Below are 19,340 nucleotides of genomic sequence, written 5' to 3' on the forward strand. Positions count from 1 at the left end.
GCAGCTGAATCTATCCTTTTTTGATTGGTTATAGTCCCCTTAGGAATAGAGGGGGCTGGTGCCAGCAAACCATGGGAAATAAGACATAATTATATAAAAGGTATAAAAAAACGATGATATTTTTAACTATTTGTCTAATGATTTCACAATCTGGTGTGGATATAATGAATCTGTTGAAAACAGAATATTCCGATAAGTGGCGGCGGGGACAGCAAAGGAAGAGGTGGCAGAACTGAGGGTGAAACAAAAAGGAAGGGGTGTGTTGGTTGAAAGCTGATATCGTGTTCATAAACGGCGAAGTCATAACCGTAAATCAAAAAAATGAAGTCGCGGAAGCCCTGGCAATTAACGGTGACCGTATCTCGGCAGTCGGAACGAATCAGGAAATCAAGGTATTTATCGGAGAAGAAACAAATGTGATTGATTTGCAGGGAAAGTCCTTACTTCCCGGGTTTATAGATTCTCATATTCATCTTATCTTGTATGGTGTCAATCAATTGGCAGTGAGCTGTAAAGCTGAACATATCAAATCTATAGAAGATTTGTTAATCGATCTGAAGAAGAAAGCTTCGACGATCCCTAAAGGTGAGTGGATTCGGGCTTGGGGCTTCAATGAGACCGCAGTGAAAGAAAAACGTTATCCAACAATAGCGGAATTGGATGCTATTTCAACAGACCATCCCATTATCGTGAATCGCACATGCAGCCATATAAGCGTGGTGAATAGCAGGGCGCTTGAGATTGCTAGAATTGATGAAAACTCAGAGAATCCAACTGGTGGGATCATTGAAAAGGATGGAGCGGGGAGGCTTACAGGAAAACTCATTGAAACAGCAAATATGATAATGGCCGACAGAGCAAGCTATTCAGAAAGTGAACTGTTGAAGGCGGTCAAAATAGCATCGGGACATTTCATTGAAGCAGGCATTACAAGCATTCATGAAGCTGGTGCTCATGGTCCTGACAGTTTCCGTTTAATGCAGCAGGCCATAAAAAATAAGGACATTCGTGTCCGTATCTATGCGATGGTCGGTTCATTGAATAATTCTCATGAATTTGTGAATAAAATGGTAGATTCGGGAGTGATAACCGGAACGGGGGACGAAAGATTCAAAATCGGACCAGCCAAATTGTTTACGGATGGCAGCAGTACCGGTCCGACAATTGCCACCCGTGAGCCTTATACGAGTGATCCTGGTTATTCCGGGATTCTTTATTATAAAGAAGAGGAGATCCATCAAGTATTAGGTCAGGCACATAAAAGAGGCTTTCAGATCACAGTCCATGCCCAAGGAGACAGGGCAATAGAGATGTATTTAAATTGCGTGGAAAAGGCTTTGAATGAATCGCCCAGAAAAGATCATAGACATAGAATTGAGCATGCTGGAATATCTTCGCCAGATTTACAAAAGAGGATGAAAGAACTTGGCGTCATCCCAATCCCCAACCCCCCATTTCCTTATGAATTCGGTGATATATATATTGAACATTACGGCAATAGGGTCAACCATATGTACGCTGCCCGTGATTTTATTGATAATGGCATCTTGGCCGCAGCTGGTTCAGATGCTCCCGTTACTGATCACAACCCTATATTAGGCATACACGTTGCTGTTAATAGAACAAGCAGGTCTGGTACGGAAATAGGTGAGATTCAATCGATTAGCGTATTGGAAGCCATTAAACTATACACATGGAATGGTGCGTTTGCTAGTTTCGATGAAGAAGTCAAAGGCAGCCTGGAGGCAGGGAAGCTCGCCGATTTAGTAGTATTGAATGATAGTATATTGAAAGTGGATTCCCAAAATATCAAGGATTTGAAAGTTGAATCTACGATTTTGAATGGGGAGATTCTTTATCATAGGGAAACAATGGTGGAAATATAATCTAGCGTGACTATTCTAAAACAACAAGACCTTCACTTGCATTTTTTTGGCTTAAGCGAACGAAAAGGATTTAGCAGGTTATCTAAAAGGGGGATATTCGCTATGAAAAAGCAAAAATTATTAATTAATGGTGAGAGGCTGAGTCGTACGCTAGAGAAATTTGCTGATTTTGGACGCACAGAAAACAACGGGGTCACACGGCTATCCCTTTCCGACGAAGATCGATTAGTCCGTGATTATTTTTGCGCTTGCTGTAAAGAATTGGGTATGACCATTAAGGTTGATGATATGGGGAATATTTACGCCACTTTAGCGGGACTTGAAAACAAACCACCTATTGTAATGGGATCCCATATGGATACCGTAAAAAAGGGCGGGCGGTTTGATGGTATCTTGGGTGTAGCTGCAGGCTTGGAAGTCGTGCGTACTCTGGTCGATAATAATATCCAGCCTAAAATTCCGGTAATGATCGTCAATTTTACGAACGAAGAGGGGGCCAGATTCGAACCTTCCATGATGTCTTCGGGAGTTCTTTCGGGTAAATTCGAAAAATCCGTCATGCTGCAAAAGACGGATAGTGAAGGAACCACTTTCGAAAGTGCTTTGAATGCCATTGGATATGCAGGGGATCAAGAGTCTCGTTTAAAAGAAGCGACTGCATTTCTAGAGTTGCATATTGAACAAGGGCCCATTCTTGAACGTGAATCTCTCACGATCGGTGTCGTTGAATGTGTCCTTGGTATGGTGTGCTATGAGATAGAAGTTACAGGCGAATCCGATCATGCAGGAACCACCCCAATGAATATGAGAAAAGATGCTTTCTTCACTGCGAATAGCTTGATTATGGAGGCTCGTCAGAAGCTAGGCATGCTTGATGACGATTTGGTTTTTACGATGGGCAGAGTGAATGTGTTTCCGAATATCCATACGGTCATCCCTAATAAAGTGGTTTTTTCGCTAGAGGCAAGACATAAAGATTCCAACGTCATCGAAAAGGTGGAGGAAGTCATTAAAAGCCTTATAACTACAGGTTCAGAAGACGGCTGTGACATCCAAGCGAAAAAATTGTGGGACAGGGATACCGTTTGGTTCGACAAATCCATTTGCAATTTGCTTGAGCAATCGACCAATTATCTAGGCCTACCCTATAAAAGAATGGTAAGCGGTGCAGGACATGATGCACAGTTTATAGCTAGTTATATACCTACTGCCATGGTTTTCGTCCCAAGCATCAACGGTAAAAGCCATTGCGAAGAGGAACTTACTACTTGGGAAGATTGTGAAAAAGGCGTCAATGTAATATTGGAAACGGTCCTTGCCATCCAGTCATCTTAAGCGGAAATATGGTTGGTTGAATACAGCAAATAACAGTGACCGAAGGGTGCCATCAAACCATCAGTTCAGTATGAAAGTCAGCTTGACTGATGGTGATGCATCCTGAAAGGAACCTAAATGGGGGAGGGTATAATTTGGATGCTATTAAGCTATTGCTTTTTGTTCCATTTATAGGGTTTTTAGGTTTATTGCCCTATGCAAATAAAATAGAACCGTACATATTGGGAATGCCTTTTTTGTTATTTTGGGTTGCATTTTGGATGGTGATGGCATCGATTATCTTAATGATCGTCTATAAGTTCGATCCTGATAATAAAGGGAGTGAATCTGAATGAATATCTCATTGTTCATCATTGCCATATTCTTGGTTCTAGCACTTTATTTAGGGATTAAAGCAAGAAAAGGGAAGGATATGGATATGGAGCAATTTGCCGTAGGGGGCAGGGGCTTCGGTACATTCTTCATTTTTCTCTTGATAGCAGGTGAAATTTATACAACTTTTACATTCCTGGGCGGAAGTGGGTGGGCATACTCAAAAGGTGCCGCTGCTTATTATGTTCCCGCCTATATTTTCTTAGCTTATGTCCTATCATATTGGCTCGTCCCTAAAATATGGAGATATTCAAAACGACATTCCATTATCTCTCAGCCAGAGTATTTTGCATCTAAATATAAAAGCAGGTCTATGGGGATGATCGTTGCTGTATTGGGAAGCTTAGCCCTCGTTCCTTACATAGTCATACAGCTCAAAGGATTGGGCATCATTGTTTCAGAAGCATCATACGGAGCAATTTCACCAGTTGCTGCAAGTGTGATCGGTGCTGTGGTTGTAACTACCTATGTAATGATTTCAGGCATTCATGGTTCGGCATGGACAGCGATACTGAAAGATTTCATGATTTTGGTGGTCGTCATCTTTTTAGGGATGTACATTCCAGTTCATTACTTCGGAGGCATACAGCCAATGTTCGAGTCCGTGCAAGCTGCTAAACCGGAAATGTTGGTTTTGGCGGATCAGGGATTGAGTCAGTCCTGGTTTGTGTCCACCGTTTTGCTGAATGCACTAGGATTTTATTTGCTGCCACAAACATTCATGGTCGTATTATCGTCCAATGGGGAAAGGACCCTTCGCAAAAATGCGATTGCATTACCCTTATACACATTGTTGCTGCTGTTCGTTTTTTTCATTGGATTTACAGCCATCATGGAAATCCCGGGTTTGCAAGGAGCGGATGGTGATCTCTCACTTTTAAGGCTGGCGATTCAAACATTCGATCCATGGGTGATAGGGGTTATCGGAGCTGCAGGTTTATTGACGGCACTAGTACCGGCTTCAGTCATGCTAATGGCAGCATCGGTAGGTCTGACAAATAGTTTTTTCAAAGTTCTGGTCCCTGCTGCGACTGAAACACATCAATTGATTGTCTCAAGGATAATCATTATTGGTATCTCAATCATTGCTTTAATTGTAACGGTTACAGGCGGCGAGGCTTTGGCCATCCTGAATATCATGTCTTACAGTTTAATTACGCAACTGGCCCCGTCCTTGTTTTTCAGTTTGCCAAAAACCAATATAATCAATAAGTATGGTGCGATGGCTGGAATATTGGCAGGTGTCCTGATTGTTTTATATGCGACAATTGCAGAGGTGAAGGTTGCTACATTCCTGCCAAATACCCCACATGTAATTAATGATATCAGTACAGGAGTCATAGCTTTGTTGATTAATATATTAGTAACATTCCTTGTAAGTGCCCTGACTAAACATATCTCCATGCAACAGACCGAAATGACTGATTTGGACAAGATATCCTGATTTCATTTAAAAGTCTGGAAGAACTGATAAAACATGATATGGGAGGGCTTTTGTGAAAATTAAAATAACGGCTTGTCAATTTCGTGTAGAAAAAGTGTCAACTTTCCTTGAATTTCAGGAACAAGTAGAAGACTTGATCACCCAAGTTCCCGAAAACTCGGAATATATCATTTTTCCTGAACTGTTAACTATCGGATTATCAGCGGCCTTTGGAGAACAGGATGCTTCGTCCGTTATCAGGATCGATGAATATACCAATCAATACAAAGATCTTTTCAGGTCACTTTCAAGAAAAAGAAAACAGGTCATCATTGCAGGCACTCATCTGGAACGCCGCGAAAATGAATACTACAATATTGCTTATATTTTTGATGAAGACGGATCAGTCGTTGAGCATAAAAAGACTCATATCTTTCCTGCTGAAGCGAATTGGCATACTTCTGAAGGTGATGAACTGGAGGTTTATTCCGTGGGTCCGGTTAAGATAGGAATAGCGGTATGTTATGAAGCGGAGATACCTGAAATTTCAAGGATATTATCAGTGAACGGGGCCGACATCATTTTTTGCCCATCATACACATTTACAGAGGCTGGTTTTTGGCGAGTTCGCCATTGCGCACATGCGCGTGCAATCGAAAATCAGGTATATTTTGTTCATTGCCCCACTGTTGGTGAACCAGGATCACCCTTGCCGAACGGATATGGCCGTGCCAGTATCCTTAGCCCCTGTGACAGCGCTTGGCCTGCTAATGGAATAGTGGCCGAGGCGGTAATGAATGAACACACCATCATTACCGGTACAGTGGATATGGACGAACTTTATGAGAATCGAAAAAGTGGTGCAGCAACCACCTTCAAGGATCGTAATCGCCGAAAAGGTATGTATGCGAAATATGAGCCATACGAAGGGATGAAATGATGTGTTGGATCCCGAACCATTGTCGTCCGAATGTAGGTCCAATAAAGTGCGGGGGTAGGTTAAAAAAAAATGACCCCTGAAACGAGTTCTTTTACAATACCTGGTTATTCTTCGTGATTTTTCAGTTTGATTGGTGTATTAGTTATAGAACTTATCTATTCTCTGGCCGAAGGAATCGGAAATTGACTTAATATACAAAATATATTGTCAAATGCTTGCTATATATATTAAAATATATATAACCATTTCATATTGTAAATATAGATAGTCACCCTATTTATACCTGTTATGATGTCTGTAATGGCAGGAGGCACAACAATCATGTTTCAACAGAATACAGTATATATAGTTGGCGAATCAAAGGCACCGTCCAATAATCCAATTACACAGCAATTCAACTGCTTTTTCATCGGGTTCGTCATTGATCGTGATACGCATGAAATAGTGGATGCGGAATGCTCGACCACGATATCGATTACATCACGCTTCATTCAATCCATGTTAGTTGGTAAATCCATTCTTCGGCCCGATGAATTGGAGACGGAAATTGAGCAACGGTATTTTGGTTCATCTCAGAAAGCACTGACCGTCGCCCTAAGAAATGCCAGCATCAAATATCAGCAACTTTATAAGTTATAGCTGCTTCTTTTGTCAGTCGCAATTGAAATCCAGCTGTTAAAGAGTGCGTACGCGCTCTTTGGCAGCTGGATTTTTCTATTTAGTGCCATGCAATAATTAATAGATGAGTGTGAAAAAAATGGAAATTACCTTATGTTATAAAATTTAAGGTGGTATGGAATATGATTCAAGATGGTGTGATGTTTGTCAGCTTTTTATTGGCATTTACTGCCGTGATTGCGGTTGTGGAAAAAAAGATAGGAGGAAAGTTCTTCAAGTATGTTCCTGGTATTGTCCTTATTTATATTGGAGCGGCTCTGATGAAAACATTCGGGGTCTTTTCAGATAGTGAGTCAGTCGAAAGTGCATATAGCACCTTACGGGGGCTCCTGCTGCCTGCCATGTTGATGCTTATGCTTTTGCAATGCGATATGCGGAAAATCATCAGGCTTGGACCAAAGATGCTTTTAACTTTTTTTGCGGCTTCATTCAGCATTATTGGAGGGTTCACTCTTAATTACGTTTTAATGAACGGCTTTTATGCGGAAGGAACTTGGAAGGCATTCTCGGCTTTGAGCGCAAGCTGGACAGGGGGCTCTGCCAATATGGTGATCTTGCAAGGAATACTCGATGTGCCTGAAAATATTTTTGGCTATGCGTTGATCATGGATACAGTCAATTATTCCATTTGGGTCATGTTCTTATTTTGGCTGGTGCCTCTTGCTGGTAAATTCAATATTTGGACAAAAGCGGATACATCTTTCATTGATCAAATGACTTCCGAGCTTGAAGCGGGTGAAACCGCCAAGACGGAATTTGGATTCGTGGAATTGATCGGTTTCTTGGCGCTGGCTTTAATTGTTTCAGCAGGTGCAACCAAAATTGGGGAGAGACTGCCGGTACTCGGTGCCGCTGTGAATGGAACCACTTGGACGATCATCATCGCTTCGACCGTAGGATTAATTCTGGCTGTCACGAAGGTTGGACGTATTGCCGGTTCCATGGAAATTTCCAAAGTCATGCTTTATATCGTCATTGGTTTAATTGCTTCCCATGCCGATTTTTCACAGCTGTTTCAAGCACCTGTGTATATTATTTCCGGCTTTATGATTCTATTCTTTCATGGATTGATCATGGTCATTTTGGCCAAAATCTTTAAGTTGGATCTATTTACAATGGGAGTTGCCTCTTTGGCCAACATAGGGGGCGTGGCATCAGCCCCCATATTGGCAGGTGCATTCAACAGGGCGCTAATACCGGTCGGGATATTGATGGCAGTACTTGGCAGTCTTCTGGGCACCTATTTTGGAATTCTTACATCATATATACTCTCAAGCTTTTAAGGAAGGGTTGTTAATATGAAGATTGAAAGTTTACAAGTATCAGTGGAAACCTTGCCACTTATCAAGCCATTCAAGACTGCATTACGCACTGCAATGGAAATTGAAAACATCATGGTTTCCGTAAAATTGGAGGATGGAACGGAAGGTTTGGGGGCTGCAGCCCCTACGGTTGCCATCACAGGTGATTCTACAAAAGGGATCATGACGGTCATTGAAGAAGTAATCACACCACATCTAATTGGCCGCAACATCGAGAATATCAATGCATTGTCTCAGCTGATCCAACGATCCTGTGTAGGTAACACAAGTGCAAAAGCTGCTGTTGAAATCGCTTTGTACGACGCAGTCAGCAAACGATGGCAGCTCCCATTATATCAATATCTTGGCGGTAAATCTAATGTCCTGAAAAATGATATGACAATAAGCGTTGATGAACCTGAAGAAATGGCAAAGGCGGCACTGACCCTTATCGAAAGCGGATTCTCTACGATGAAGATAAAACTGGGGAAGGATTGGAAGAATGACGTGGAGCGCGTTGCCTGCATTCGTGCTGCTGTTGGCGAACAGGTTATGATCAGGCTTGACGCAAATCAAGGGTGGACAACAAAACAAGCGATTTCCATCATTCATGAAATCGAAGAAAGAAAGCTGAACGTTGATTTGGTAGAACAGCCCGTGCAAGCCCATGATATCGAAGGATTGAAAGAAATAAAACGCTCTGTCCAAATGCCGATCATGGCCGATGAAAGTTTGTTTTCCCCACGTGATGCCATGAGACTCCTGAATGAACATGCTGTTGATTTCCTTAATATCAAATTAATGAAAACTGGCGGAATTCGACGTGCACTCCAAATCGCCGATATGGCAGAAGCAGCCGGGGTGGAATGCATGATCGGGAGTATGATGGAATCATCCGTTAGTGTAGCGGCCGCAGCTCATCTGGCAACCGCCCATCCAAATATTACGAAGATTGATTTAGATGCCCCATTATGGATTAAGAATGAGCCATTTGAAGGCATTCAATTTATGAAAGATCAACTTCTCATTTCCGATAAACCTGGACTGGGAGTCAAGAGGAAATCCTCTTTTACTCAATAAAAACAATTTCGAAAGGGTGAATAATTTGAAAAGGTTAACCGTTTTTGTTTTATCTTTATTTGCTTTTGGTATTTTAGTATTCAGTCCCAGTGAAGCTAGTTCCAGGGAGAAGCAGAGAATTGCCTATGTTGATGTGAACGTGGCCACTCTTTGGACTGAGCCGGGATTATTAAGGGAAATCGATGCCCCTTCTGCATCGAATCCCGCTGATTTGAATGAATGGATCGGCTCGATGAAATATGAAGACAAGCTGTGGCTTGTAGGTAACCTGGAAACACAAGCTTTATATGGTTCTAAAGTGACGATTCTTGAAGAACGGGGTGAATGGGTGAAAGTAGCCGTTGCAAATCAACCTACACCCCGCAATGATATTGGTTACCCAGGATGGATGCCAAAGGCACAATTAAAAGACGGACATTCTTTTGAGAAGCAATTTAAACGAGGATTTGCCCTTGTAAATGCCCCAAAGACCTGGCTTTATTCGGATTCGAAACCTCGGTCCAAATTCATGGAAGTCAGCTTCAATACCCGCCTTCCGCTATTGCAGGTGAAAAAAGATAAAGTGAAGGTGATGACACCGGGTAATGGGGCAAAATGGATGGAAAAGCAAGACGTGTCAGTCTATCAAAATGAAAATCAAATACCAGCCCCAACCGGTAAGGACATCGTTGAATCAGGAAAAGCTTTTTTGGAGCTACCTTACCTATGGGCTGGAATGTCCGGTTTTGGATTTGACTGTTCTGGATTTACGTATACGATGTACCATGCTAATGGAATAACGATCCCAAGGGACTCTTCCATTCAGGCTCAGCATGGCAAAAAGGTTGAAAAAGAAAATCTACAACCAGGTGACTTACTATTTTTTGCCCATGATAAAGGGAAAGGAAAGGTCCATCATGTCGGAATGTATATTGGTGACGGCAAAATGATCCATTCACCTAACAGCTCAACACATGTAAGGATAGATGAAATAAAAACATCGGGATACGGAGAGGAATATGCCGGAGCAAGAAGATATATCGATTGATGCTTAAAAAGCATAAGAGCCCAGTGCTCTTATGCTTCAGTTTGTAGACAAAAGGGGTTGGAATTAAAAAATTCCGAACCCCTTTTAAAATTCCCTTTGAAATTTTGACCAAAGGATAAGAGATTTTACCTCTTGATGATGACGCAGATGATCTGCTTCTTCCACATGTGCTTGCCAGATATGCCGTGTCACTACTTTTTGATGGTCTTTACTTTCTGTACACAGTGATAAAAATGAGCATGTTGCACAAATTTGTTTTGGCGATTTGTACTCGCGATAGCCCTCTTTATTTGTTGTTGAGTACTTTAAAGTTTTGCCCGAAGGGCAAAGGTAACAATCAAAGTGTTCATCGTAAACATAGTCATGTTTGCGAAAGAATCCTTCTTTTGTACGAGGACGTGTATAGGGTAAAGCAGGTGTGATTTCTTTGTTAAATAGGTAGCTTGTAATCGCTGGTGTTTGATAAGCTGCATCTGCGGCAACTGCTTCCGATTTTTCCACCTTTCTCAATCACTTAACTCAACAAGTGGCTCCAAAATATGACTGTCATGTGTATTACCAGGTGTTACAATCGTTCCCAAAACCGTTGCGGTCTGCGGCCGCGTGGAATGAATAGGCAAACTGTTTTGTTCGTTCATCTTTCACATAGTAGCGGTTTTTTACTTATTAAATTTATCTGGTGGAAAAGGCTTCTTACCATGGTTTTCACGATCTTGATTTATTTCATCTTGAAGAAGTCCTTGATATGCTCGTGTTTCTTTACGTACGATTTTCTTTTCAAATTTGCGCTTATTCGCATTGGCTTTCACATGTGTGGAATCGACGAAAACGTGTTCAGCACTTATTAACTTTCTATCAGCAACTGTCATTTAGATGCGATAGAAAATATGTTCAAACAGGTCTGTATCTTTAAAGCGTCGCTCATAATTTTCCCCGAACGTGGAGTAGGAGGTACTTTATCATGGAAACCATAGCCTAAGAACCAACGGTAAGCCATATTGGTTTCAGCTTCTTCAATCGTTTTACGCTTGGAACGAATACCGAAGGAAAATTGAACGAATGTCAGTTTAACTAAAATAACTGAATCAATACTTGAGCGTCCTACCTCTGAATACATATCTTTCACCAAGTCATAAAGTGAACTCAATGGAAGCCTCCATTTACGAACCAAATGGTTCGCCGGCAACAGTTGATCTCACTGAATAGAATCATGTTTAGAAAGCATCCTCATCACCTCAAGTTTTAATACTTTTAAAACAAAAATGCCCCTAGGCAAAAGTGTCCTATCTAAAAGTTAAAGCAAAGTTGATTGGAGCGGGTGTTCGAGACTCCTGCGGGAAAAGCGCGTCTAGGGGAGACCCCGCAGGCGAAAGCCGAGGAGGCTCCCCGACCGCCCGCGAAAAGCGAGTGCCCTACGTTCCAATCAACGTCCAAATTTGTACAAGCAAAAAAAACTGTAGACAGATCTTCTCTCAGAATATGCTCCAATGTCTTTAAAGAGGAATCGTTTTGAATAAGATGTTCCGGTGGCCTATAGAGTGTTTAGTTAAGATTAAATGACACTAAATATTCAGGGATGATTATTATCCATTTTTTGGTGAGTGAAACTTGACTTCACTACTTCCTTAGGTTGCGAATTCCATGATGAGGAAAAATATGGTATAATTATTTACAGACATTTCTTAATATTATAAAAGTAAGGGGTTGCCAATGATGATCACTTTTCCAAAACCTGATGTTGAGCAATTTTTACGAACGTTTTCCATTGCTGATTTTGCTGTAAGTCCAGATGAAAAACATCTGGTTTTCAGTACCAATTTGAGCGGCAAGTATAATTTATGGGGAATGGATTTGCCAAACTCCTTTCCTTATCCTCTAACATCCATCGATCAAAGCTGCCAAGGGCTTATATATGATAAGAAGAGCCGGTTTATCATTGCTGGTTTCGATCAAGACGGTAATGAAAATACCCAGTTTTACGGAGTTCCTTTGAATGGAGGGACAATGAAGGAAATCGTTAATCATGAAAATACACGTAATTTCATGCCAAAATTATCGAATGACAGTAAAAAGCTCTATTACACGACATCCAGAGGAAATCCTTCCTTTCTAAATTCCTATTGTTTGGATTTAGAATCAGGACAGGAAAGGCTGGTACTGGAGGGGAAAGATGCAGCGACCTATTTATTTGGCTTCAGCCCTGATGAAGAAACCTTACTTTACTATAAACACTTTGCTAATACATATACTCTTCTCTATGCAAAAAAAGGGAACGAAGATATCCTGCTCACTCCGCCGACAGAGAAACAACACACAGTGAATGATGGGGTTTTTGTTTCGGATTCGATGATATATTTATTGACTGATTATGATTCGGACTTTACCTATTTGGCTTCATACAACCTTGAAACAAACAAATTCTGTAAAGTTAAAGAATTGAAGAATGAGAGTTTTACTGCCATTACTTATAGTAAAGAGAATCAATTATTATATATAACCAGTCAAAAGGGTGTAGAGGATCAATTATATGAAATCAATCTGCAAAATGAAAATTGGAGAAATATCCCCGTGCCATGCAGTGTCATTAATAAACTTGAAGTTGCTGCATCAGGCAATCTTTACTTATTTGGCATGAGTGCAACCAAGCCTCATAATATCTATAAAAATACAGGTGATGAGTGGGTATCATTAACTAAATATACTGTTCCTGGCGTCGATTCTAATGAATTGGTTGAACCGGACATCATTACATACCCTTCCTTTGATGGCCGGGAGATCGAATCGTTATTTTTTAGGGCAAAAAAGGAAAATGACAATGGTGAAGTCATTTTTTGGCCTCATGGAGGACCTCAAGCGGCAGAACGGAAGTTTTTTAGAGCTTCATTTCAATTTTTCCTGAATAACGGTTACAGTATTTTCGCGCCAAACTTCCGCGGTTCTACTGGTTATGGTTTGGAATTCATGAAAATGGTAGAGGGAGATTGGGGAAATGGACCGCGACTTGATAATGTAGCCGGCCTTGATTGGCTGATAGACCAAGGGCATGCACAAAAAGGCAACATTCTTTTGATGGGCGGAAGCTTCGGAGGCTACATGGCCCTTCTGCTGCACGGGCGACATGCGGATTATTTTAAGGCGGTTGTCGATATCTTCGGCCCATCCAACCTATTCTCATTTATCAATTCTGTACCTGAAGACTGGAAGCCAGTCATGGACCAATGGGTAGGAAACCCGGAAAAAGATAAAGAAAAACTAATCGAGTTTTCGCCTATTACCTATCTAGAATCCATGATAAGGCCAATGCTTGTCATTCAAGGGGCAAATGATCCCCGTGTCGTCAAAGAGGAATCGGATCAAATCGTTCAAGCGTTGAAGGATAAAGGAAGAGATGTCGATTATATGCTTCTAGAAAATGAAGGACATGGATTTTCCAAAAAAGAAAATGAAATTGCCGTCTATCAAAAAATACTCTCCTTCTTAAAGCGATTCACAGCAGTAACAGAGAAGGTATAATACGTATTTTTACAAGTGAAGAACCCCTGCCGCTCACGTTCAAAGTGATGAAGCAGGGGTTTTTAAGTTTTGGGAGTTAGTCAATAGCTTCCTAATACGGCATATAAATCAGTCATTTAAAATTCAGAATTCCCCGAATAAACGCTAGTCACCTAGTCATAAAGTGCTATATAATATACGAAAAAAGTATTTTTTGGTTAAACGGAGAAATAATCGACCTTAAGCAAGACAGTGATTTTACATGCAGCATAAATGGTGATATGGTACATTACCATATTGGTTTTTCACCCGTGTTCAACAAAAGCAACCTGCCTATCGGACAGATCATTACCTTCGCCGACGTAACTGAAAGAGTGCTCATGCTGGAAAAATTGAAACAACTTGCCAGCTTGGACGGATTAACCCAAATACTAAATAGAACATTTTTCATCAAAAAATCGGAAATTTTATTCGATGCTCTAAGCAGGGAAGGCGGCAGTGTTTCAATCATCATGTTTGATATCGATCATTTTAAAAATGTTAATGATACTTTTGGACATGAAGCAGGGGATGCGGTCATAATGCTTGTTGCAAATACTGCAAAAGAATATATTCGGGAAGGAGATCTATTGGGGCGCTATGGTGGTGAAGAATTTATCGTGTGTTTGCCGAATACCGCTTTATCCACTGCATATGAGTTGGCCGATGTTATAAGGGTAAAGGTTTCTGAAAGTATTGCAGAGGTTAATGGAGAGAAGATTTCCGTTACCTGCAGTTTCGGTGTGACTCATGCATTAATTGAAGCTGGAGATCGAGGCCATTCCATCCAAACATTGATGCCACTGGCCGACCAAGCCTTATATGCCGCAAAGAAGAATGGCCGAAATTGTGTACGGATCATAGCCTAAGACTATATTATCATTCCTTTAAACCTTGAACTTGTTCTAGGTTTTTTCATTGTGTTCATAATTGCTATATTCAGTAATCCGTGTATAAAAACAAAAGCTGGAGATTACTTTTTACTAGCTCTGTATACTCTATAACCGAGGCTGTTTCCGTAAGAAAAAATGAGGCGGTAATGTTCGTCCATGACTCGTTCCAAAGATTCATTCAAAGGCTGAAGGGGGCTATTTGGAGCTGAAGAATTCATTAATTCCTCTAAGACGGTACTCGATCTCAAGATTTTTACATTTGAAAATCCGTTTTGTCGGAAGAAATTTAACCATTCGGATTGCATCAATAATTCTCTTAAATGATAAAAGTTCATGATTTCCTTTTTTGAGGCAGAATCAAGGCTGGTTTCCGCTGTCATATCAATGGATAACAAAATTCCTTTTAGTTTGAGGACCCTGTAAAATTCACTGAGTGATTTTTGTATATCAGTGAATGCAGTCGTTGATTCGGCTATGATCAAATCAAAAGAATTATCGTCAAAAGGCAGTTCTTCTATTGAATGCTCATATAGGTCGATGCTTAAGTTAGCTTGTTGAAATCTTTTTTTTGCATGTTTCACCATTTCAGGGTGATGATCAAGCGCTGATACTTGGCAAAGGAACGTTTTTGCCAAGAAAGCTGAGGTTTGCCCTGCCCCGCATCCGGCATCAAGGATTTTTGACGTATGATCGATTTTTTCATTTTTTAAGAGTTGCTTAGTCAGTTCAAATCCACCAGGGTGTGCCCCTTCGATTCCAATTATGGCTAGTGCGTCTTGGTATGAATGGTTCATGGAATTATCTCCTTTGCAAATGTATAAATGTATTTTATGCTTTGGTTTTAAAGAGTGATTTAACATTGACATGGAATATGGGAAAGACTTTTAAAGGAATGGTGGGTTTTTAAACCATGCAGGCTAGTCCCCGAATGCATACGATGTAGAATCGACTAACAAGGGGAGTGTAATATGGGATATCATAATTATTATCATAAATGCAGGCAAGGTGTTGGAAGACCGGTTGAAATTCGTACAAGCAGAGGAACCGTACATCGGGGAATCATACACCGGGTAACGCCGAACCGTGTATATATTCGTCCATTTAACGGTGGCGGAAACCTTGGGGGTTTTGGTTATGGAGGCTTTAATGCAGGATATGGATGGGGTGCCGCAAATGGATTTGCCTTTGGCGCAATTGCATCTTTAGTCTTTCTCGCATTTCTCTGGTAATGCGAATGATGAAAATATTAAAAAACCTGAAGAATCATCAGGTTTTTTTATTTTGTACCCATTGGGTGGATTCCTAAAATAACCGGAAAAAATATGTATGGAAGTACAACTAAGATAAAGCAGTGAGCTTTGAATGAATTTGGCTTGTTTGCCGAAGTTAAAAAGACCGTGCAAGACGGAATCCTAGGTCGTCTATGCAAAATGTAGGATGGCTGCGCCGACGACATGTAGCGCCGCAACCCCTGGCATCCTCAGCCCAGCTACCTCCCCGGAAAATACGATAGGTGCCGTACACTTGTTCATCATATATATCCCAGCACCATTCCCAAACATTTCCTAGCATATCATGCAGCCCCCATGGGTTCGGTTCTTTTGTTCCTATTTCATGGATTTTGCCCCCTGAATTTCCTTTATACCAGGCTATGTTATTCAGCTCTCCGTACCTATAACCAGCAGTCCCGGCTTTACATGCATATTGCCACTCTGCTTCTGTAGGAAGTCGAAAACCGTTTGATTCCCAATCACAAACAATGTTTTCACCATTGATAGAATAAGACTCTCCCAGTCCAGCTTTCTGTGAAAGTAGATTACAAAAAGAAATGGTATCATACCAAGAAATATTCACAACAGGTTTTAAATCCTGATTAAAAGAATTAAGTGATTTATTTGTAATAGTATAGTAGAAATCCGCAGTAACAGGATAACGGGCAAGAAGAAACGGTCTGATTTCAGCTTTCCATTCGCTTTTAATTCTATCGTCCCTTAAGTCTATTTCTCCCCCTGGAACTTTCACCATTGGATAATCAATGTAACTCATTAATTCCTTTAACAATCTACCTTCCTCCTATCGACCTGATTTGCAAATTTCACCACTCGAAGAACACTGGTTTTTTAGTTATACTGCCAGAGATTTAATTTAGAACACAAATGAACGTTTTGGGAGAAGGATGAACACGTTTGACTCACTGGGGATGTGGCAGGATTTTGTCTCGGTCGAAGTACAATCATGCGGTTAATGAATCAATTTTAGATTGATTACGCCCCATATAATTTATATTAATATGTTTGTAGGTTTAAGAATACAAATTATAAGTGAGTTTCTTATACTTAAATTATGGGGGAGAGCAAATGAACGAGTTTTTGGAGAAAACAGCAAGATTCGAGCATCAGTTTTGGCTGCAAATCTTAGGAGACCATGGCAGGTTCATTCATGAGTCTTTAGCTCCGGTCGAAGTGGAATACATTGAAATTGCCTCAGAATTCATTCAAATTTTTGATACTCTCCTTGGTAAAGCCAATTCGGAAGAGATTTCGCAACTTACTGCCACAGCAGAACAAGAGACATTAAGATTTCGGGAGTTTAAGCTATGTCTTATAAAAGAGCATCTGGTAGGTAAAATTAAGATACATCTTTCACCTTCATTCATTAATCATATGGTGAACGAATTAGAAGAATATTTAAGATTATTGAAATATTTCAATGCAAATCAAATGCCGCCGGTTTTTCATGAACTTCATCATCATTTGCTTTGGCTGCTAGATGCAGCAGGACATGCAGGTGCAATATCATCCAATATGGATGATGTTGAAAAAAGATTAAAAGAGAAAAGTGAGCAATATAAAAAACATTTTAATGATTTTTATTTAAAAGCTGTTGAAATGGCTGGATTTTTACGAACCAATCTGTCAACATTCCCAGCATTGGAAAAAATGAATGCGGACGTCACATTGGAAATTAAATTCTTCCAGCACTTCCTGTTTGAATTGGAGGAGCTTGACCTCAGTGCGCAGGCTCTTGGAACTCTTTCGCCATTAATGGCCGATCATATGTGGCGCGAAGAATGTTATTATTTAACGAAACTCGCTGAATCGACAGACATGGAAAAGCCAAACTGCGATCCAGCGAAACCGAGGCTAGTCGAATAAAAAAGCACCTCATGGAGCCCTTTCTTAAATGGGCTCTTTATATGTGCTTTTTTTTGTTGATTACCATTAATGGATGTGATTTATAAAGGAAGTTAATTCCTATCCTTATGTTATACTAGAAGAACTAAAATTAATTATAGAAGTATAGGAGTGCTGAAAGATGTTTGGAAATTCTTCCAATTTGACAGATGGCATTTATTTTGGAGAATCGTTACCACAACAAATCGCTAAACACATTTTAAAAAAAATCATTGAAGGTGAAATAGAAGCTGGAGAGAAAATCGTCGAAGAAGACATTTCCAAAGAATTGAACACTAGCCGTGCCCCCGTACGGGAAGCCCTTTATCTATTGCAGGTTGACGGTATTGTTGAGAGGATGCCGCGGCGGGGAACGATCGTCAAGCCATTTTCACAAAAGGAAATCATTGAATATAATGATGTTACGATCGGGCTGATCCAGATGGGCATTGATTTTTCCCAAGGGAAGTGGCACGCAGAATATAAACAATCATTACAAAGGCATTTGGAAAGTGCAACAGATGAGTGTGAAAATAGGAATGTAATCGAGTATCAGAAAAGGGCAACACAGATATTTCGCTATATTTTTTCAATCGCTAATAATAAAGCATTATCAAGGTTTTTTGAAGAAGCCAGTCATATTCTCATGGTTTTTGCCCAAAGTCAATGGAATACGGAAACGATGGAAAACTTCCATTACAGATTAAAAATGTCCGTTGAGGCCATTCTAGAAGATGATTTCGTTAAAGCAAAAAATGAAATTCATGAAGCCTTGAGTCGTGGAGTGATGTAGAGTCTTTGACTCTAAAACTAAATTGTCGACAATCGACAAAATTAATGTTATGATGTAATCGTATTCAAACAAGAATATCATCACCAAGATTAAAGGGAGAAAGGGAGAATATTATGCAAGCATTCGATTTTACAGAAAAAGTAGCAATTGTTACCGGCGGCGGCGGGGGTATCGGCCGGGCAGCGTCTATTACACTTTCAGAAAATGGAGCCAAAGTGGTTGTTGTAGACCTTTCCGAAGAGGCTGGCTTGCTAACGGTAAATAAAATCAAAGAAAACGGCGGCGAAGCGAAATTCGTAAAGGCCGATGTTACAAAGGAAGACGACATTAAAAATTATGTTCAAAAAACGATAGATTCCTATGGCAAAATCGATATTTTCTTGAATAATGCCGGGTGGGAAGGCAAAATAATGCCTCTTATCGATTATCCTACTGAGGTTTTCGATCAATTGATGTCAATAAATGTACGCGGCGTTTTCTTGGGCTTAAAACATGTATTGCCCCATATGATTGAACAAAAAAGCGGGGCAGTCGTGAATACAGCTTCTGGAGCGGGTTTACTGGCAACGCCAAACATGGTGGCGTATGGCGCAAGTAAACATGCGGTTCTTGGAATGACGAAAACAGCTGGTGTCGAAGTTGCTCCACATGGTGTCAGGGTGAATGCGGTCTGCCCAGGTGTCGTCAACACGGCTATGATGCGGTCGATTGAAAGCGGATTTGGCCAAGGTGATTCCGCGGCAGCAGAAACGGCTAGAAAACAGTTGGAAGCAACGACTCCGGATGGCCGGTATGCTGAGCCTCAGGAAATCGCAAATCTAATGATGTATCTAGTATCCGATCTTTCCAGCCACATTACTGGTCAAGAACTTGTAATCGACGGAGGGGCCATTTTAATCTGATAAGCA

General features: G+C 40.7%; 17 protein-coding genes and 1 pseudogene. 15 read left to right on the forward strand and 3 right to left on the reverse strand.

What is annotated here, in order from left to right; genetic code table 11:
* The first annotated feature begins 266 nt into the window (after positions 1-266).
* The 9 genes from MKX49_RS10675 (at position 267) to MKX49_RS10715 (ending at position 10,042) form a co-directional block, all read left to right on the forward strand.
* Positions 267-1,886 (forward strand): amidohydrolase, encoded by a 1,620-nt coding sequence (locus MKX49_RS10675; RefSeq protein ID WP_340876412.1) that lies wholly within the window; start codon positions 267-269, stop codon positions 1,884-1,886.
* A gap of 102 nt (positions 1,887-1,988) precedes the next feature.
* A complete protein-coding gene (locus MKX49_RS10680) occupies positions 1,989-3,221 on the forward strand; it encodes a Zn-dependent hydrolase (protein WP_340876413.1) in 1,233 nt (410 codons plus the stop codon).
* Between the two features lie 134 nt (positions 3,222-3,355).
* Positions 3,356-3,556 (forward strand): DUF3311 domain-containing protein, encoded by a 201-nt coding sequence (locus MKX49_RS10685; protein WP_053534973.1) that lies wholly within the window; start codon positions 3,356-3,358, stop codon positions 3,554-3,556.
* Positions 3,553-5,037 (forward strand): sodium:solute symporter family protein, encoded by a 1,485-nt coding sequence (locus MKX49_RS10690; protein WP_340876414.1) that lies wholly within the window; start codon positions 3,553-3,555, stop codon positions 5,035-5,037. Before MKX49_RS10685 ends, MKX49_RS10690 begins: the two co-directional genes overlap by 4 nt.
* Positions 5,038-5,089: 52 nt before the next feature.
* Positions 5,090-5,956 (forward strand): carbon-nitrogen hydrolase family protein, encoded by an 867-nt coding sequence (locus MKX49_RS10695; RefSeq protein ID WP_340876415.1) that lies wholly within the window; start codon positions 5,090-5,092, stop codon positions 5,954-5,956.
* A gap of 321 nt (positions 5,957-6,277) precedes the next feature.
* Positions 6,278-6,595, forward strand: coding sequence for a DUF3870 domain-containing protein (locus MKX49_RS10700; RefSeq protein WP_034312026.1), 318 nt, complete (start codon positions 6,278-6,280; stop codon positions 6,593-6,595).
* A 161-nt stretch (positions 6,596-6,756) separates the two neighbouring features.
* Positions 6,757-7,917 (forward strand): DUF819 family protein, encoded by a 1,161-nt coding sequence (locus MKX49_RS10705; protein ID WP_340876417.1) that lies wholly within the window; start codon positions 6,757-6,759, stop codon positions 7,915-7,917.
* A 15-nt stretch (positions 7,918-7,932) separates the two neighbouring features.
* Positions 7,933-9,015, forward strand: a complete 1,083-nt coding sequence (locus tag MKX49_RS10710) for a dipeptide epimerase (protein ID WP_340876418.1) — start codon at positions 7,933-7,935, stop codon at positions 9,013-9,015.
* A 16-nt stretch (positions 9,016-9,031) separates the two neighbouring features.
* On the forward strand, positions 9,032-10,042 hold the full coding sequence (locus MKX49_RS10715) for a C40 family peptidase (RefSeq protein WP_445670122.1): 1,011 nt from the start codon (positions 9,032-9,034) through the stop codon (positions 10,040-10,042).
* A 117-nt stretch (positions 10,043-10,159) separates the two neighbouring features.
* Here MKX49_RS10715 and MKX49_RS10720 read toward each other — a convergent pair.
* Positions 10,160-11,231: pseudogene (locus MKX49_RS10720) on the reverse strand (IS1182 family transposase); the annotation flags it as partial.
* A 524-nt stretch (positions 11,232-11,755) separates the two neighbouring features.
* On the opposite strand from MKX49_RS10720, the gene MKX49_RS10725 reads away from it, so the two are divergent.
* Together MKX49_RS10725 and MKX49_RS10730 are read left to right on the forward strand one after the other, a co-directional pair.
* Positions 11,756-13,555, forward strand: coding sequence for a S9 family peptidase (locus tag MKX49_RS10725; RefSeq protein WP_340878520.1), 1,800 nt, complete (start codon positions 11,756-11,758; stop codon positions 13,553-13,555).
* 260 nt (positions 13,556-13,815) lie between these two features.
* Positions 13,816-14,442: a GGDEF domain-containing protein gene (locus MKX49_RS10730; protein WP_340876421.1), complete on the forward strand. Its 627-nt coding sequence runs from the start codon at positions 13,816-13,818 to the stop codon at positions 14,440-14,442.
* Positions 14,443-14,546: 104 nt separating this feature from the next.
* On the opposite strand, the gene MKX49_RS10735 is transcribed toward MKX49_RS10730, so the two are convergent.
* Entirely contained in the window at positions 14,547-15,260 is a 714-nt protein-coding gene (locus tag MKX49_RS10735) for a class I SAM-dependent methyltransferase (protein ID WP_340876422.1), read from the reverse strand.
* A 174-nt stretch (positions 15,261-15,434) separates the two neighbouring features.
* Here MKX49_RS10735 and MKX49_RS10740 point away from each other — a divergent pair, with 174 nt between their 5' ends.
* Positions 15,435-15,695, forward strand: a complete 261-nt coding sequence (locus MKX49_RS10740) for a hypothetical protein (protein WP_251539486.1) — start codon at positions 15,435-15,437, stop codon at positions 15,693-15,695.
* Between the two features lie 157 nt (positions 15,696-15,852).
* On the opposite strand, the gene MKX49_RS10745 is transcribed toward MKX49_RS10740, so the two are convergent.
* The gene (locus tag MKX49_RS10745; RefSeq protein ID WP_340878521.1) at positions 15,853-16,491 is read right to left on the reverse strand and encodes a formylglycine-generating enzyme family protein; all 639 of its coding nucleotides are present in this window, start codon (positions 16,489-16,491) and stop codon (positions 15,853-15,855) included.
* Positions 16,492-16,823: 332 nt separating this feature from the next.
* On the opposite strand from MKX49_RS10745, the gene MKX49_RS10750 reads away from it, so the two are divergent.
* The 3 genes from MKX49_RS10750 (at position 16,824) to MKX49_RS10760 (ending at position 19,334) form a co-directional block, all read left to right on the forward strand.
* Entirely contained in the window at positions 16,824-17,621 is a 798-nt protein-coding gene (locus MKX49_RS10750; RefSeq protein ID WP_340876424.1) for a DUF2935 domain-containing protein, read from the forward strand.
* A gap of 160 nt (positions 17,622-17,781) precedes the next feature.
* Positions 17,782-18,432: a GntR family transcriptional regulator gene (locus tag MKX49_RS10755; protein WP_252270022.1), complete on the forward strand. Its 651-nt coding sequence runs from the start codon at positions 17,782-17,784 to the stop codon at positions 18,430-18,432.
* A 113-nt stretch (positions 18,433-18,545) separates the two neighbouring features.
* Positions 18,546-19,334: an SDR family NAD(P)-dependent oxidoreductase gene (locus MKX49_RS10760; RefSeq protein ID WP_048686399.1), complete on the forward strand. Its 789-nt coding sequence runs from the start codon at positions 18,546-18,548 to the stop codon at positions 19,332-19,334.
* Positions 19,335-19,340 lie beyond the last annotated feature (6 nt).

This window comes from Peribacillus sp. FSL M8-0224, assembly GCF_038003055.1.
In the GTDB taxonomy this organism is placed as follows: Bacteria; Bacillota; Bacilli; order Bacillales; family DSM-1321; genus Peribacillus; species Peribacillus frigoritolerans.